Genomic DNA, 15,922 nt, shown 5'->3' on the forward strand with positions numbered 1-15,922 from the left:
GGTCACAGCCAGTACCACTCGATCCTGGCCTTCGCCCGCCGGTCGGCGAGGAAGGCGGTGAAGGCGGCCCTGCCCGCCGCGGCCAGTGTCGGCCCGTCGGGGCGCGCGGGGTCGCGGCGCCGTACGGCTCCGAACAGGAATCCGTCCCGGTGGGGCACCGGACCGGTGGCCTCGCCCTCACCCAGCTCGCGCAGCGGGGCGGGCAGTTCGGACGCCGACCGGTCGGCCACGTGGACGGTGAGGTCCCCGACCGGCCGGGCGACCGCCTCCCCGAGCGCGGCGAAGGGGTCGTCGCGCCCGGCCAGCTCCATCAGCCGCTCCTCGGAGCCGGTCGCCCACACCGCCGAGACCCGGTCGAACTCCGCGGCGTGCTCCGCGAAGTAGGCCTCGGCCGACTCGGCCTCCCTACGGGCACGGAAACCGCGCATCTTGGCCAGCGAGTGCAGGTGGTTGTCGTAGGCGCCGGGTGTCAGGCCGACCTCTTCGAGCCAGCGCAGCATGTCGGCGCGGCTGTGCAGGCCGCGATGCCTGCGGAAGTCGTCGGAGGCCCGCTGGAGCTCCTCCTGGGAAGGGGCCGGCTCCTGCCAGCTCTCCAGGATGAGGAGGCAGTAGTCGATGAGGTCGTCGTGCACGGTCCGGTCGCGGTCGGCGAGCGCCTTCAGCGTGAACAGGGCGGTCTGTACGGAGAGCTGCTGGCCGTCCACGGACAGCACGTTGCTCGCGGCCCAGTGCGTGGAGTGCTCGGCCGTCCACGGGACGCCGTCCTCGTCGGGGGCGGTGATGGCGACGCAGCCGCCGTCGGGGTGGTCGAGGACCAGGTCGTAGTCGACGATCGGGGTGCCGGGCCGTACGTCGACCACGAGCTGGGCCAGGCTCTCGGGGTGGGCCGCGCGCCACGCGGCGACCCTCTTCCGGGCGTCCGGTACGGCCTCACGCCTGCGCGGCAGCTCGCGCAGCAGTTCGACGGCCCCGGCGAGCGTCTCGGGGAACCCGCTCACGCCGGGACCCCCTGCCGGGTCGGCCCGTCCGCCCCGACGGCGGGTTCTCCGGCGGCGAGCCAGTCGGCGATCGCCCTGGAGATGGGCAGGTCGGTGAACTCCTCGATCCATCCCCACTGTCCGTTGGGGTTGAGTTCCAGATACACGTACTCGCCTTCCGGGGTGAGGATCACGTCGATGCAGCCGAAGGCCAGGTCCAGGGAACGGACCAGTTCGACGCAGCGCCGTTCCATGTCCTTGGGCAGGTCGTGGACGGCGTACTTGGAGAAGTGGCCTTCGTAGTGCCGGTAGTCGTGGCGGGTCGCCTTCGAGCCCTGGGAGTGGATCTCGGCGGTGAAGACCTGGTCGCCCACGACGGTGATCCGCAGCTCCACGGCCTTGTCCACGTAGGGCTGCAGGATCACGGGGGCGTGGGCCAGGCGGTGCCTGCCGGTGAGATGCCGCCGGGAGACCGGGGTCGTGTAGAAGTTGTGGCCCATGCCGTCGATCCCGAACTCCACGAACTCGACCTCCTTGGCGATCATCCGGCCCTCCGTCCCCTCCCAGACCTCGATGAGTCCTTCGGGGCTGTTGGTGACGGTCGTCTCCGGGACGGTGAAACCGAGTTCGGCGGCGGCGGCGAGGTTGAGCAGCTTGTTCTGGGTGCGGAGCACGTCGGCGGTGCGGGCGGGGAACCAGCGCGCGTCCAGGGTGTCCTCCCACCCGTTGAGGTGGAAGCGCGCGATCTTCCGGACGTAGTCGCGGTGCGTCTCGTCCGTCACGACGTCCGCCGCCCTGGGCCGGGAGGGCCTGCGGTTCCAGACGGCGCTGAAGAGGGAGAAGTCGTACTCGGTGCCGTTCGTCACCAGGGTGTGCCGCCACCGCCCGCCGGTCAGGCGCGAGGTGATCCGGCTCTCGGTGGGATAGTCGCCCGGATCCCACCAGAGCGTTTCGATTCCTCGCTCGGTGAGTTCGGGCAGGACCAGGTTGACCGCGAGGTCTTCTTTTCTGCTGATTACCAGGATCACGGGTTTCTCCGCGGGAAGGCGGATGGTGCCCGTGCACCCGTACGGGCACCATCCATTTACTTTCAGGAAATGTCGGGCAGCGGGTCGCCCTGGGTGCCGTTGCCCAGCGAAGAGGCGTACCTCGGGGTCGGGGGCGTCATCGGCGGCCGACCGCCGACCACGGCGCCCAGTACCTCGTCAGAGACCTCGGCGGAGCCGTCCAGGTCATCGATGCGAACAGTCATTCCACACCTCCATCGGTTTCTCGCTTCAACGAGACCGATCCTTCATCCGGCCCCTTGGAGAGGACTTGGAGGCAACTTGGATCTTGCCTGGAATGAAATTCGGATATCGGCCAGGAATTATGAGAGCCGCTCACGATCCTCGCCGCCGACGCCCGAGGGGGAGCAGTCGGGATATGAGGAGAAAAGTGATGAAAGGGTGTAGAAATCCGGAAAAGTCCGGAAATGGCCTCAGGGCATGTGGACGACGCGCAGGAAGGCGGGCAGCAGCCAGGGACGGGGCCCGCCGATCGTCACCCGGCCGCTGAGCAGGGCCCGCAGCTTGCCGATGCGGCCGAACATCATCAGGTTGAAGACCGCCGGGTCGAAGGTCACCCGCACGTCCGGCCTGCGCCCCGGCTCCCCGAGCGTCACCCGCCCGTCGCGCAGGACCATCGTCACGGTGGTGATGTACGGCGAGCGGAACTCGACCGCGATCGGGCGTTCGGAGCGGGGCTGGCCGGTCTCCAGCAGTCGTCCGGAACCGTGGCGGACGACCCCGGCCATGAACAGCTCGACGAAGAAGGCCGCGTCCGCGGAGGCGATCCGCCACGTCATGCCGAGGGCGCGTCCCATGTCGTGGCCGTGCAGCAGCAGTTCGTTGAGCAGGTGGGCGAGGATCCCGGCGACCGGGACGCGGGAGCCGCCGAGCCAGGAGACCGGCAGCGTCGGGTCGAAGTCCTCGGTCGAGGCGAGCAGGTCGTCGATGTGGGTGTTCAGCAGTTCGGCGAGCCTGTGCGGGTCGCGTTCGGTGAAGTCGCGCAGCGTCAGCTCGTTGAAGTCGTCGATGTCGTCGACGGTGATGTCGTCCAGCCACCCGTCCAGGACGGGGAACGGGTTGGGCACCTCCGCGGGCCGTACCAGGGAGGTGTAGAGCCAGGCGACGACGGTCAGGTGGGCGGCGGTCTCGGAGACCGACCAGCCGGGGGTCACCTCCGCGCGGGCGTCGGGCGCCGAGACGACCATCTCGGTGAACCGGTCGCCGACCCGCCTGAGGGCGGAACGTACGGACTTCCACTGGTCATGGGTGATGGGCGCGGCCACGTCTGCCTCCATGTTTTCGCGTGGGGGTTCGTGAAAGGCGTTTCGCGGGCCGGAATGGCGTTTCCCGGGAGGGGAAGCCGATCCGCCTCCACGAGACGGGAGCGGCCGAAAACTCCATCACCGTAACATCCGAACATACGAACCTAATGGCCGATGACGTGGTTTCTCCACCAGGAAGCAGCCCGATGGAGGATATTTCGCGATCAGGTATGGCCTGACCTTGAGAAACGCCCGGGGAACGCGTTGTGGGCCGAGTCGGTCCCCTTTCCCCGGGCGGGCTCGGTCGGGTACCGGCCGGCGGCCGGGGCTCGGATCTCCTTTCTTCGGCCGCCGTTGTGAGGCCGTGTTCTCGGCGTGAGGGGCGGATGGGGCATCGGAGGCCTGAGGGGTGCTCCGGCGCGGGTCCAGGGCGGGGCGCCGGACGGGCATCAGGGTCGGCCAAAAACATACTTTCGTGACCTATGTCCATGTTTCGGATGCTTAGGGATGTCGTAGTCGCCGGTGGATTGCCATCTTTGCCCAGGTAACACGACAGACCTATTCCAAACGGGCACTGTCAACATATTCTCCGAAATAGAGCAATTTGGAAGATGTGCAACCCGAATCCGGCGATGATGTTCGCTCCGCGAATTGGTCGTGTTGAATCCGTGTTTTCGGTCGCGCACACCGGGAGATCGGAGGGTTTTTCGATTGATGGTGGCGTTTTTTCGGGCCGCCGTATTCGCCTGACCCTGTTCACCGCACTCCATGCTGGAGGTTTGTGCATTGGTATCCCATCACCATCTGGGCACGTCGTTCGGCGCTCCGGCGTCGGACTGGCTGAACGTCATCACTACGGCTGAGGGACGGCCAGGGCGGTACGGCGCCACGTTGTGTGTGGACCAGAACCACCCCTTCTTCTTCGACCACCCGCTCGACCACGTCCCGGGCATGTTGCTGGTGACCGGACTGCTCGACCTGCTGCGCGACCACGCGGTCCTGTCACGGGACCACCGGGTGCGCCTGTCGTTCGAGTTCACCTCGATGTGCGAACTCGGTCCCGGGATCGACCTGTCCGCCGAACTCTCGGACGAGCGGGGGGAGTGGACCGTACTGGCCCTGCAGGAGGACCGGCCGGTGTGCGCGGGCACGGTCGCCCTCACGGAGGAGCCGAGGCCGGAGTCCCCCGAGGAACAGGGCCCCGCGGTGTCCCCGGCGCCGATCGAGGGAGGGCTCGCGCACCGCGCCGACCCGAGGAACGTGCTGATCGGCGAACCCACGATCTCCCACGACGGTGAGCGCGAGGAGTACGTGGTGCCGCTCGTCCCCCCGCCCGTCGGGCACTTCCTGTTCAGGCACGGCAACGAGCACTACGGCCTTGAGGAGATGATCGAGGCGGGGCGGCAGTTCGCGACCGCCGCCAGTCACCTGGCGCACGAACGGCCCCGCGACGCGGTGATGCTCTGGCTCAGACTGGCCGCGGACCTGCCCGCCGCGCCCCCACGCGCCGAACGGCTCACACTGCGCTGGCCGACCCAGCCGCCCCGGGGCAACCGGGGCACCTTCGACCTCACCGTGAGCCGTGGGACGGCGACCGGCCAGGGCGTGCCGATCGGCTCGCTGTCCTACGGCTCCAGAGCCCTCAGCCCCGCCTCCTACCAGAGGATTCGCCAGAACGGAGAACAGGAGTGAGCGGCACCCCCTCACCGGTCACACCCAGGGCGTGGACCGGCTACATCATCCCCGTGCTGTTCCTGCTCGCCGTGACCGCCAACGTCGCGGGACTGGTCGTGCACCTCGGCCGGGCGGGTGAGCCACCGCACCTGGCCGCCGCCGTCTTCGCCGTGGCCAACCTGGTCTGGGTCGCCCTGGAGACGCCCGTCACGTTCCGCAGGCCGTCCGCCCCGCCCCGCGAGGTCGCCACCCTCCTGTTCTACGGAGGCGCCAGGGTCGCCGTGATCGCCGCGGCGCTCCTGGGGCCGTTCCCCTGGCAGCGGCTGAGCCCGCTGGCCGTACTGCCCGCCCTGATGTTCGTCTCCGGGGTGGCGCTGCGGCAGATCGCGATGCGCACGCTCGGGCAGTTCTACTCGCACCACGTGATCCGCCGCGACGACCACGTGATCGTCCGCACCGGGCCGTACCGGGTGGTCCGTCACCCCGCCTACGCGGGCATGCTGCTCGGGCACACCGGGCTGGTGCTGTTCTTCCTCAACCCGTTCAGCGTGGCGCTGCTGGTCGTCCTGGCCCTGGCCATCGCCAGGCGCATCCACGTCGAGGAGCGGGAACTGCTGGCCATCCCCGCCTACCGCGACTACGCCACCGGCCACCCCCGCGTCGTCCCCGGAGTGTGGTGAACGTGAACCCCCGACCCGACCTCACCTGCGACGAACTGCTCACCACGACCAGAGCCGTACGGCGCGGCCTCGACGAGAGCAGGCCGGTCGACCTGGAGCTGGTCAAGGAGTGCCTGCGCCTGGCCCTGCAGGCCCCCAACGGCTCCAACAAGCAGAACTGGCGCTGGATCGTGCTGACCGACCCCGGCCTGCGGGCCGGGATCGCCGACGTCTACCGCCGCGCCTTCCTCGAACGGATGGCGCCCCTGTTCGCCCGGCTCGACGAACTCGACCCGCGCACGCGACGCATGGCGACCGACGGCCGGGACCTGGCCGAACGGCTCCACCGCATCCCGGTGCTCGTCATCCCCTGCCTCGAACTCGCCGACGGGCACCTGCCGGAGGGCAACCAGGCCGGGCTGTGGGCCTCCCTGCTGCCGGCCATGTGGAGTTACGCGCTGGCCGCGCGCAGCCGGGGCCTGGCCACGACCTGGACCAGCGTCCACCTGGACCGGGAGAAGGAGGCGGCCGAACTGCTCGGCCTGCCGCCGAACGTGCGCCAGGGCGGCCTGCTGCCGACCGCCCACAGCCTCAGGACCGACTTCGGGCCCGGCCCCCGTCTTCCCCTTGAGGAGGTCCTGCACATCGACGGCTGGAACGGCCCTCTCAGAGACGGCCCCCAAGGCGGCTCTCGTGAGGACGGCTCCCAGAAAGGCTCTCGCGAGGACGGCCCAGGGAAGGAGCCGAACCCGTGACCCCCGTCCCGGAGCCGCCCGTGCTGCGGGTGGACCTCCACGACGTGACGCGGGTCGGCAACAAGTTCGCCAGGCTGGAGTCGATGCGGCTGGCCGGTCTGCCCGTGCCGCCGCTGTACTGCCTGCCCGCCGAGGCGTTCGACCTGGTCGTGGGGAAGGTCCGTGACGGCCTGCCCGCCGTGCCGCTGCTCGGTGACGCCGGGGCGGTGAAGGCCTGGGGCGAGGCCGCCACGGCGGAGGTGGCCCGGCTGGCCGTCCCCGGCGAGCTGGCCGATGCGGCGCTGGCCGCCTTCGACGAGGTGATCGGCCCCGACGGGCTGGCGGCCGTACGGGCGTGCGTGGTGCCCGCGGCCGGTCTGACCGGTGAGGACGACGCCGCCGACCCGTTCGCCGGGATGAGCGACAGCTTCCTGTACGTACCGCGCCGTGACCTGCTCACCAGGATCGTGGACTGCTGGGCCTCGGCCTACAAGCCGGAGGCCGTGCTGTACCGGCTGCGCGCGGGCGCCGACCCGACGGCGACGCGGGTCGCCGTCGGCGTGCAGCTGATGGTGCCGGGAACCCGCTCCTTCGTCGCCTTCAGCCGTGACCCGCGTGACGGCTCCGCCCGGCACGTGATCGCCGCGGCCCTCGGGATCGGTGAGGGCGTGGTGCAGGAGAAGGCCGACGTGGACCACTTCTTCGTCAGCCACGCCACCGGCGAGGTGACCGAGCGGACGGTCCGCAAGAACCGGATGGTCGGCCCGCCGGACGGTTCCGGGAAACTCGCCCTGCTGGCCGTACCGGACGAGCTGGCGGGCAAGCCGGTGCTCGACCGGGAGCGGATCTCCCGGATCGTGGAGGCCCTCACCAGGATCGAACGGCACTTCGGCTGTCCACAGGATGTGGAGGGCACCTTCACCGAGGACGGGCGGCTGTACGTGGTGCAGGCCAGGCCCATGGCGGAGCCCCCCGAGGAGAGACCGCAGACTCGGCAGGTGCTGTGGAGCAACCACAACATCACCGAGAGCTACCCCGGGGTCTCCGGGGCGCTGACCTACTCTCTCGCCCGCGACTTCTACCGGTGGATCTTCACCGACCTGTACCGGCGGATGGGCGTGTCCGAACGTTCGCTGCGCCGCGACAGGCACCACCTGGAGCGGATGGTCGGCATGGTGGACGGGCGGGTCTTCTACCGCCTCGACGCCTGGTACGCCCTGCACGGCAGGCTGCCGGTCTTCGAGTTCGTCAGGGGGTGGTGGGAGCACTCGATGGGGCTGGCCGACGACCCCCGCTCGGTCCCGCCCCGCCCCGGCTGGCCGCTGCGGGCCCTGCGGATCGCCCCCGGCTACCTCCGCAGGGCGCTGCGCCACCCCCGTGACGTGCGCGAGTTCCTGACCTGGTGGGACGGGACCGCAGCCACGGCCCACGAGCGGATCGACCACGCCGAACCCGCGGAACTGGTCGCCTTCTACCGGCGGCTGTGGGCGCAGGTCGCGGTGCGCTGGGGGGTCACGCTGACCAACAGCGTCTTCAGCATGACGGTCGCGGGCACCCTCGACCGGCTGTTGCGCCGCTGGGCCGGGCAGGACGGCCGTGCCCTGATGCTCGGCCTGCTGTCCGGCGGGCCGGACAACCGCTCGCTGGCCGCACTGCGTTCCGCGATCGCGCTGGCCGAACTGGTCGGCGCCAACGGGCCCGCCCGCGAGCGGGTCCTCGCCGCCGAACGGCCAGAGGACGCCAGACGGGCGTGGGAGGAACTGGTCGAGGGTCGGTACGGCTCCGCGATCGCCGGGGCGGCCGCCGCGCACCTGCGCCGCTACGGCGACCGCGCGGCCGGTGACCTCAAGCTTGAGGAGCCGACCCCCAGGCAGCGGCCGTGGATGGTGCTCGACATGGTCCGCCCCTTCGTCAGGCAGGGTCTCACGGTCGCCGCGAGCCGGGCCGAGGAGCTGCGGGTCCGCCGGGAGGCGGAGCGGGAGCTGCGCGAACGCTGCCCGGGTCTGCTGCGCCGTACGGCGTTGCGGCTGCTGGCCGCCGCGATGCGCGGGCTGGTCAAGGCGCGGGAGGACACCAGGTTCTGCCGCACCGAGCTGTACGGCCTGTCCCGGGGAGTGCTGTTCCGGCTGGGGGCCGAACTGGCGAAGGCGGGTCACCTCGACCGGGCGGACGACGTGATCGACCTGACCGTGCAGGAGGTCCTCGGTGCCTTCGAGGGCACGCTGCCCGGCGCCGACCTGCGTCCGCTGGCCGCGCACCGCAGGAAGGAGCGGGAGTTCAACGAGACCCTGCCCGCCCCGCCCTCACGCCTGCTCACCGGCGAGGGCCTCGCCAGGGACGTGGGGGCACGGCGGACGGAGCCCCGGGAGCAGGAGGGAGACCCCCGGCTGCTGCGCGGCCTGGCGTCGAGCGCCGGGCTCGTGCGCGCCCGCGCCAAGGTCGTGCCGCACCCCTCGATCCCCCCTGAGGCCTGCCAGGACAGAATCCTCATCGCCAGGGAGACCGACCCCGGGTGGCTGTTCCTGATGAGCGCCGCCAGGGGACTGGTCGTCGAACGCGGCACGCTGCTGTCCCACACCGCCATCACCGGCAGGCTGCTCGGGGTGCCGACCGTCGTCGCGGTCGCGGGCGCGACGACCCGCATCCCCGACGGGGCCCTGATCGAGCTGGACGGAGCCGCGGGGACCGTACGCGTCCTGGACGAGGCTCCCGAGGAGGGCGAGGGATGATCGGCCGTCTCGGCAGATACGTGCTGGGCAGCTACCCGCCCGCCTTCTACCTTCCCTACGGGGTGAGCTGGGCCGTCGGCGTCACGGCGCTGTTCGCGCTGGTCGACCCGCGTCTCACCGGCTGGCGTCCCGACGTCGGCGTCGTGGTCGCGGCGCTGACCTTCGCGATCGACCTGCTGCTGATGCGGGCCCTGGACGACATCAGGGACCTCGACTACGACCGCGAGCACAACCCCGGACGGCCGCTGCCGAGCGGCGCCGTCCGGGTGGGTGACCTGGCGGTCCTCATCGCGGTCGGTGTCGTGGTCGTGCTCGCGCTCAACGCGGGCCGGGGGATCGCCCTGGTCGCGCTGGCCGTGCAGCTGGGGTACGCGCTGCTGGTGCTGGCGGCCGACCGGCTGCTCGGGTGGCCGCACGGCGACGACGTGGTGACCGGCCTGCTGGTCAGCTTCCCGGTGCAGATCCTGATCAACCTCTACCTCTACGCCGGGGTGCTGCACCAGACGGGCCTCGGGCCGGGGTGGCACGTGGTGCCCGCGCTGCTGACCGCGGCGACCGCGTACCTGCACCTGGAGTTCGCCCGCAAGGTCACCCGTGATCCGCGGCCGGGCGAGCGCAGCTACGTCACGGTGTGGGGGGCGGAGCGGACGGCGGTGATCTCGACGGTCAGCGCCGTGCTGTCCGTCGCGGTCGCACTGGCGTTCGTCCGGCCGTGGGAGTCGTCGCCGTGGGGCTGGCTGGTCGTGCTCCCGCTGGGCTTCGTCGTCTCCGGCGCCGACGCGTTCTGGCGGCGGCGGGCCGTACGGTGGCCGGTGCTGCCGCCCGCCCTGTTCCTGCTGTCCAGCTTCGTCCTCTATCTGGTCGTGGCCCTGCTCGGAAAGGACACCGGATGACCCCCCGCCGCTTCCCCTTCCCCAGGGAGTACGAGGACCTGGTTGTGGCCCTATTCGGAGAGGACGCCGGATGACCCCCCGCCGCTTCCCCTTCCCCGAGGGGCCGGATGCCCGGCCGCCGAAGGAGTACGAGGAACTGCTCGGCCAGCCGGGCCTGCCCGAGGTGACGCTGTCGAACGGCAGGCAGGCGCTGCTGGTCTCCCGGCACGCCGAGGTCAGGGCGGTGCTGTCCGACGACCGGTTCAGCCGGGCCGCCTTCTCCGGGCGGCCGATGTTCGCCCGCACCCCCGAGTCGCTGGCGCTGGCCACCAGCGACCCGCCGGTGCACACCCGCAGGCGGCGGGCCGTACTGCACGCCTTCACCGCGCGCCGGGCCAGGCAGCAGACGCCCTGGCTGCGCGAGGTCGCCGGGGAACTGCTCGACGACCTGGAGAAGGGCGAACGGCCGGTCGACCTGGTCGACGGGTTCACCGTGCCGCTCGCGCTGCGCGTCATCACCGAGATGCTCGGCGTCCCCTGGGCGGACCGGACCATGCTGCGCCCGCTGGTGGACAGGATGATGTCCGCGGGCCGGTTCGCCCCCGAGGAGGTGGCCGAGGCGCACGCCGAGTCGCGGCGCTACTTCACCGCCCTGGTCGCGGCCAGGGGCGAGGAGATCGCGGCCGGACGGCCCGGGCCCGACCTGCTGACCGAACTGCTGACCGCGCCGGAGGAGGAGCGGCTCAGCGTCGAGGAGATCGTGGTCTTCGGCGCCGGGCTGCTGATGGCGGGCTACGAGACGACCGGCAACCAGCTGGCCATGTGCGTGCTCACGGTGCTCCAGGACCCGGCCCTGGCCGCCCGCCTGCGCGCCGAACCGGACGCGCTCACCCCCGCCGTCGAGGAGATGCTGCGCTGGAACGCGCTCGGCTCGACCGGCGGAGCGCCGCACGTCGCCACCGAGGACGTACGGCTCGGCGAGACCCTGGTGCGCGCGGGCCAGGTGGTGGTGCCGCTGATCGACGCCGCCAACCGGGACCCCGGGATGTTCGCCGAACCGGGACGGTTCGACCCGGCCCGCGAGGTCAACCCACACCTGGCCTTCGGGCACGGCAGGCACTTCTGTCCCGGCGCCCACCTGGCCAGAGCCGAGATCCACGTCGGCCTCGGAGCGCTGCTCGGCCGGTTCCCCGGGCTGGCGCTGGCCGTACCGGCCGAGGAACTGGTGTGGCGACGCGGCATGTTCATCCGGGGGCTACGGGAGCTTCCGGTCCGCTGGTGAACCCTCCCCGCCCGGTCACGGCCGGGCGGGGAACCGTTCCTCTTGTGAGGCGTCGCCGGCCCGCCAGGGCCGAGCTGGAGGAACCACACCTCCTGCGGGGGATCCAGGACTCACAGGGCCGTGTCGCGAACCCTTCAGGGCGATGAAGGACTCGCGGGTGGCGGTTCAGAGGAGATGGGTTCAGGGTGCGTGCCCTGTGACGTTTCCGGTGAGGCGGTGTTTCGCTGCGGATTCGCTTCGTCTGACTGCATGGAGGAAGGGTTCCATTGAGCCTTCAAGCGCTTGGGCGTCATCCAATGCGGCGGCTTTGATCACCGATTTGAGTGCCGAGATCCGTGCCGGTGCGAGTCTGGCGCGGAATCCAGGGTGGGTAAGCACTTCGCGAGCGGAGTGGGCACCACCGACGCCGGTGGCTTCGGTCAGTAGGCGGTCGTAGATGGGGGAGGCGACGACTTCGTCCTCGGCGAGGATGTCGATGATCGTCAGTCCGAGACGGGTGCGGAAGTCCACCAGAGTGAGATCTGGTTCAAGGTCGAGATACGTCGCGAGTGTCTGAGGCGCGTGACTGCCTGTCTTCCTACCGGCGGCTCGGAGGGCCATGGCGACCAAGCAGGAGTGGACTGCGGCTTCCCATGGCTCGTTGATCTCCGTGTGGTCGAGGAGATCGAGGGCCGCGTCAGGAGCGTTGCCAAAGACCTGCGTGAGGATGGTGATCTGTCGCCCTTCCCAAAGGCGCAGGCCGATGCCGCGAAGTTCCGTCGCGTAGGTGAGGGCTTCCTGCCATTGACCGGCTCTTGTGAGCGCGCGGGTGCCCTCGGACAGGACAACCTGCCATAGCCACTGGCTTGTCTCCCGTCGATCGTCGGTCGTTCGGAGAAAGCGGCGCAAGGAGAAGGCATCGCCGTCGAGGTCGGCTGTTCCTTGGTTCTGGAGGGCGGCGAACAGGGTGTGGAAGAGATGGAACGCGCGCTGGCCATCGCCGTTGCGGATATGGATGCGGCCGAGGTTGACGGCGGGCTGGAGGGCGAGTTGGGCGTGGGCGGCTGTGAGCGGGCGGGCGGCATGGAAGATCACGAACTGACGACGGCACAGGTCGCGGGCGAGGTGGGGCATGCCGCAGTCGCTGGCGAGCAGCGCGGCGAGGTTGAGTGCTTCCGCTGCGCGGAGAAGCGCGTCATCGCCGCCTTGCTCGGCTTGATCGGCTCGGGCCTGGATCTGGTTGAGGCGGATGTCGAGGGGACGGCAGATGGGCCTGGGCCGTGCCACAAGCGGAAAACGCAGCGCGGCCAGGTCTCGCAGGCCGATGGAGGGTCCGGCGACCGGTGTCATCGGTGTCTCCTCGGAGGGTCGCCGGAGGGGAGTTCACCAGGAGATGGTGAGGCGGGTGTCGGGCCGTTCGATGCGGATGCCAGGGGCGAGCCGGTCATCAGGTGTTCCGGCAGGGTAAGCGGTGATGATCGGCTGGGCGGGGCGAGTACGGTTCCACTGGTGGAGAAGCTCGGTGAGGTGGGCGGCGAGGCGTTCGCCGTCCGGGCCGTGGGCGGTGATGCCGAGTTCTTCGGAGATGGGGCCGTGCTGGCGCAGTGTCAGGTAGGCGATGGTTCCACCGTCGTAGAGGGCGGCTCCGGCCCAGCGGAGCGCCGGGTCGATCAGGCCGCTCTTCCTGGCCGCTGACCCGACGACGAGGCGGCCGAAGGCACCGGTGTTGGTGGCCAGCCACAGGTCGAGGTGGTCAACCAGGTCGTAGTCGCTGATGTAGACGCCCGTCCACCGCTCGTTGGCGGGGTGGGTGAGGGCTTGGACGAGGGCTTCTTCGTCTGCCGCGTCGCGGGCGTCCACGTTGAGGGCGACGTCGTCAGCGAGCTGAACGGCGACGCCGGCCTGGGTGTCGTCGGAGGTGCCCCGCATGGGGACGAATCCACAGACACGGGCATGGCTGCCGGTGAGTACGCCGGACGGGTGTCGGTCGAAGGCGATGGAGCGGGTCAGGCCGCTGCCGTGCAGGCGCAACGGGATGACGATGCGTCCGCCGACCGCGAGTTGGGCGTACAGGGCCGCGGACAGATCCCAGGCTCCGGCAGTGACGATCATCCGGTCGAAGGGGGCGTCCGGCTCTGAGCCGGCTGCGCCGTCGCCGCAGACGACCTTCACGTGGGAGTACCCGGCCTTGACGAGGGAGTCCCGGGCGGTGGCGGTGAGGTCGTCGTCGATCTCGATGGTGACGACCTTGCCGTGTGGACCGACGATCTCGGCCATCAGGGCGGCATTGATGCCCGTTGCCGTTCCGATCTCCAGGGCCGTGTGTCCGGGATGAAGGTCGAGGTCTTCGAGCTGGGTGGCCACGAGATTCGGGTGGGAGGCCGACGAGAGGGCGGTTCCGTCCGCGGCGAGCTTGGTCACCACGACCTGCGGCTTATAAGCCTGGTCGAGGTCGACACCTTCGAGAAAGAGTTCCCGCTCGACGGCCCCGAAGGCGGTTTCGACAGCCTTGGTGCGGAAGGTTCCTCGCCCCCGGATGTAGGTGACCAGGTCCGCGCGCAGCCGCGCGGCGTGGGCAGGAGAGGTCTCGATCTCGTGAGTCGTCACCGCGTCGAGGCTAGTCGGGGCCGTGACATTCGGGCGCATGAAATCGGCATGGAGGATAACCCGGTTCGTGGCGCCGACCAGGGCGCCCTGGAGGGGTTCCGGGATACCCAGGCGATTCCATGTGAACAGAACATGTTGGGCGAGTACGGCATGCAAGCCCCGAGTCAGGATGCCCTGGTCGGCGAGATCGGCATGGCGCCGTCCGGCGAGTTCGAAGGCGTCGAACCAGTCCGGTCTGACGTTGAGACGTTCGACGGCGGTAGCGGTGTCGGCCAGAAGGAGTTCACGCACGGCTGCCACTTCGGACTTCGTTGGAGGAACGGATGGTGTGGTGCGCTCTTCGGCGACCATGCTCCACACCTGACCCTGGTCGTACCAATCACGGCCGGCACCGCGCAGCATCGAGGTGGCGAGGAGAAGCGCGAGCTCGCGTGGGTGGGAGCCTCCTTTGCGCAAGTGATCCAGAACGTGCTCGCTGTCGATGTGGAACAGCTCGTGTGCGATCGCCAGGCTTTCAGGGCCGCCGAAGACTTCGAGTAGGGGCTCGTAGATCACGTTGGACCACCGGGAGACGTCGCCGTGGGCGACGGCCTCGTCGAAGGCGTTCTCCAGCATGGACGTGGCGTCGTCATCGCGGGTGGCCGCAGGAAGGTACCGCACACGCCATCGCGTCCCTTTACGTACGAACCACCAGGAGGCGATGACCCCGCTCCGTGTCATACCAGTGAGAACGTCGCCCAAGCGGGTGACGGCGGCCTGTTCGGCGGCCTGCCAGGTCGTGCACCAGTAGCTGATCTCACGCCAGGTCGCGTGGCGGGGATCGGCGTTCGCGGTCATGTTGATCGTTATCCGTTCAGTTGATCAGGAGGTTTCGCTCCCAGCCCGTTGCGGTCCGGGTCGCGATGGTGTGCAGGATCAGGGCGGCGCCCGCGGTTCCGTCGACGAGGCCGGGTTTGGTCCAGGAGCTTGACGGTTTCCGGCGGGCTTGTTCGATGAGGGAGTCCACGAGGAACGGCAGCCGGTCGCGGAGGGCCGGGGTGAGCGCGTCCATGGCGGCGAACCAGCTGACAGCGGTGACTCCCGCCCAGCCATGACAGAGGGAGGGGCCCTCCAACCAGCTGAGCTGGACCGGGTCGGCGACACAGCGCAGCAGAGCTTCCTCGGCCTTCCGCTGACGCGTCCGGTCGTGGAGGGCCAGGCCGGCGAGCTGGAGGGTACGGGTGATACCGGGCGCTCCGTAGCACCAGGAGGGCCGGGCAGGACCGCCCTGCGATGATCGGCCCTTCTGAAGCTCGGTGTGGGTGAGGCGTTCGGGCCACCACGGACCCGCTGGGCCTTCCTCCTGATGGGTGTCGAGCCATCCGCAGATCCGGTCGATCGCGGTTGTCTGTCCGTCCACGGTCACACCGGCCCGCTTCGAGGTGGCGAGAAGTGCGAGCGGGCCGGTTATGCCGTGTGCCATTCCGTGATCGCTGTGGCCACCGAGAAAGTCGTCTTTCGGCTTCCCCGTGGGGACCTGGAGGGTCCACCAGCCCGGTACGGAGTCGCCTGCCGGGTCGTCGGCGGGTATCGGCTTGGTCAGCCGCACGAGGTAGGTGAGCACGCGCCGGATCAAGTCGCCGTGCGGGTCGCGGCGGAGAAGGAACGCGCCGAGGCCGGTCAGGCCGCGGACCAGGTCGAACTCGCCAGGCTCGGGACGTTGAGCTGAGGCCATACGAGCTTCCGCGGCGTGTAGGCGGCTTCGCGTCATCGAGGCCACCACGGCATCCAGGCGTTTCGTGAGCTGGTCGCCCTCACCCGGCCGGACGGCCACGGACAAGGAGAAGGCGAGTGCGGGAGCCCCGTGCCAAAGGCCTGCGCCCGGACCTGCGCTCACCTCCTCCTCCGCCGCGAGTGAGAGCCAGTCGCGGACACGCTCCCAGCCTGAAAGCCCGGTCTGCGCGCGAACTCCGTGCAGGATCGCGATGCCGGTGGCGCCTTCCGAAAGGGATTGACCATTCCAACGCGGGCTGTCCGGGCCATACCCCTCGGCAGGATCGGTCATGGGCGGTTCAGCCAACGCGTCTGCGAGCTGTGCGGCCATCTCTCCTACCGCGGG

General features: G+C 70.0%; 13 protein-coding genes. 6 read left to right on the top strand and 7 right to left on the bottom strand.

All coding sequences use genetic code 11. The annotated features are described in order from the left end of the window. Nucleotides 1–2: 2 nt before the first annotated feature. The 4 genes from ABZ470_RS11910 to ABZ470_RS11925 all read right to left on the bottom strand — a co-directional run bounded on the left by ABZ470_RS11910 (nucleotide 3) and on the right by ABZ470_RS11925 (nucleotide 3,309). Nucleotides 3–998 carry a TIGR04500 family putative peptide maturation system protein gene (locus tag ABZ470_RS11910; protein ID WP_362911316.1) on the bottom strand — a complete coding sequence of 332 codons (996 nt, stop codon included), beginning with the start codon at nucleotides 996–998 and terminating at the stop codon, nucleotides 3–5. Next, complete coding sequence (locus tag ABZ470_RS11915; protein ID WP_362911317.1) at nucleotides 995–2,005, bottom strand: MvdC/MvdD family ATP grasp protein; 1,011 nt, start codon at nucleotides 2,003–2,005, stop codon at nucleotides 995–997. Before ABZ470_RS11915 ends, ABZ470_RS11910 begins: the two co-directional genes overlap by 4 nt. A gap of 62 nt (nucleotides 2,006–2,067) precedes the next feature. Continuing rightward, on the bottom strand, nucleotides 2,068–2,229 hold the full coding sequence (locus ABZ470_RS11920) for a hypothetical protein (RefSeq protein WP_362911318.1): 162 nt from the start codon (nucleotides 2,227–2,229) through the stop codon (nucleotides 2,068–2,070). Between the two features lie 228 nt (nucleotides 2,230–2,457). Beyond that, a complete protein-coding gene (locus ABZ470_RS11925) occupies nucleotides 2,458–3,309 on the bottom strand; it encodes a maleylpyruvate isomerase N-terminal domain-containing protein (protein WP_362911319.1) in 852 nt (283 codons plus the stop codon). A 747-nt stretch (nucleotides 3,310–4,056) separates the two neighbouring features. Between ABZ470_RS11925 and ABZ470_RS11930 the strand changes: the two genes are divergently transcribed. From ABZ470_RS11930 to ABZ470_RS11955, 6 genes are all read left to right on the top strand, one after another. Next, the gene (locus ABZ470_RS11930) at nucleotides 4,057–4,980 is read left to right on the top strand and encodes an AfsA-related hotdog domain-containing protein (RefSeq protein ID WP_362911320.1); all 924 of its coding nucleotides are present in this window, start codon (nucleotides 4,057–4,059) and stop codon (nucleotides 4,978–4,980) included. After that, complete coding sequence (locus ABZ470_RS11935) at nucleotides 4,977–5,642, top strand: isoprenylcysteine carboxylmethyltransferase family protein (protein WP_352015823.1); 666 nt, start codon at nucleotides 4,977–4,979, stop codon at nucleotides 5,640–5,642. The genes ABZ470_RS11930 and ABZ470_RS11935 overlap by 4 nt, the downstream gene beginning before the upstream one ends. Before the next feature lie 2 nt (nucleotides 5,643–5,644). Then, nucleotides 5,645–6,376 (top strand): nitroreductase family protein, encoded by a 732-nt coding sequence (locus ABZ470_RS11940; RefSeq protein WP_362911321.1) that lies wholly within the window; start codon nucleotides 5,645–5,647, stop codon nucleotides 6,374–6,376. After that, nucleotides 6,373–9,084: a PEP/pyruvate-binding domain-containing protein gene (locus ABZ470_RS11945; RefSeq protein ID WP_362911322.1), complete on the top strand. Its 2,712-nt coding sequence runs from the start codon at nucleotides 6,373–6,375 to the stop codon at nucleotides 9,082–9,084. The genes ABZ470_RS11940 and ABZ470_RS11945 overlap by 4 nt, the downstream gene beginning before the upstream one ends. Continuing rightward, on the top strand, nucleotides 9,081–9,977 hold the full coding sequence (locus ABZ470_RS11950) for a UbiA family prenyltransferase (protein ID WP_362911323.1): 897 nt from the start codon (nucleotides 9,081–9,083) through the stop codon (nucleotides 9,975–9,977). Before ABZ470_RS11945 ends, ABZ470_RS11950 begins: the two co-directional genes overlap by 4 nt. A 70-nt stretch (nucleotides 9,978–10,047) precedes the next feature. Next, nucleotides 10,048–11,238, top strand: coding sequence for a cytochrome P450 (locus ABZ470_RS11955; RefSeq protein WP_362911324.1), 1,191 nt, complete (start codon nucleotides 10,048–10,050; stop codon nucleotides 11,236–11,238). Nucleotides 11,239–11,418: 180 nt separating this feature from the next. Here ABZ470_RS11955 and ABZ470_RS11960 read toward each other — a convergent pair whose 3' ends face one another. Genes ABZ470_RS11960 through ABZ470_RS11970 form a run of 3 tightly spaced genes read right to left on the bottom strand, consistent with a single transcriptional unit; the run spans nucleotide 11,419 to nucleotide 15,907 of the window. Further along, nucleotides 11,419–12,567, bottom strand: a complete 1,149-nt coding sequence (locus ABZ470_RS11960) for a hypothetical protein (protein ID WP_362911325.1) — start codon at nucleotides 12,565–12,567, stop codon at nucleotides 11,419–11,421. Nucleotides 12,568–12,600: 33 nt separating this feature from the next. Further along, entirely contained in the window at nucleotides 12,601–14,661 is a 2,061-nt protein-coding gene (gene fxlM / locus ABZ470_RS11965; RefSeq protein WP_362911326.1) for a methyltransferase, FxLD system, read from the bottom strand. Between the two features lie 16 nt (nucleotides 14,662–14,677). After that, nucleotides 14,678–15,907 (bottom strand): lanthionine synthetase C family protein, encoded by a 1,230-nt coding sequence (locus ABZ470_RS11970; protein WP_362911327.1) that lies wholly within the window; start codon nucleotides 15,905–15,907, stop codon nucleotides 14,678–14,680. Nucleotides 15,908–15,922: the final 15 nt, after the last annotated feature.

Source organism: Streptosporangium sp. NPDC020072, from assembly GCF_040631445.1.
Classification (GTDB): Bacteria; Actinomycetota; Actinomycetes; order Streptosporangiales; family Streptosporangiaceae; genus Streptosporangium.

Coding starts and splice junctions, on each gene's coding strand:
- ABZ470_RS11920 (WP_362911318.1), bottom strand. CDS start 2,229: ATGACTGTTCGCATCGATGACCTGGACGGCTCCGCCGAGGTCTCTGAC.
- ABZ470_RS11955 (WP_362911324.1), top strand. CDS start 10,048: ATGACCCCCCGCCGCTTCCCCTTCCCCGAGGGGCCGGATGCCCGGCCG.
- ABZ470_RS11970 (WP_362911327.1), bottom strand. CDS start 15,907: ATGGCCGCACAGCTCGCAGACGCGTTGGCTGAACCGCCCATGACCGAT.
- ABZ470_RS11960 (WP_362911325.1), bottom strand. CDS start 12,567: ATGACACCGGTCGCCGGACCCTCCATCGGCCTGCGAGACCTGGCCGCG.
- ABZ470_RS11950 (WP_362911323.1), top strand. CDS start 9,081: ATGATCGGCCGTCTCGGCAGATACGTGCTGGGCAGCTACCCGCCCGCC.
- fxlM (WP_362911326.1), bottom strand. CDS start 14,661: ATGACCGCGAACGCCGATCCCCGCCACGCGACCTGGCGTGAGATCAGC.
- ABZ470_RS11930 (WP_362911320.1), top strand. CDS start 4,057: ATGCTGGAGGTTTGTGCATTGGTATCCCATCACCATCTGGGCACGTCG.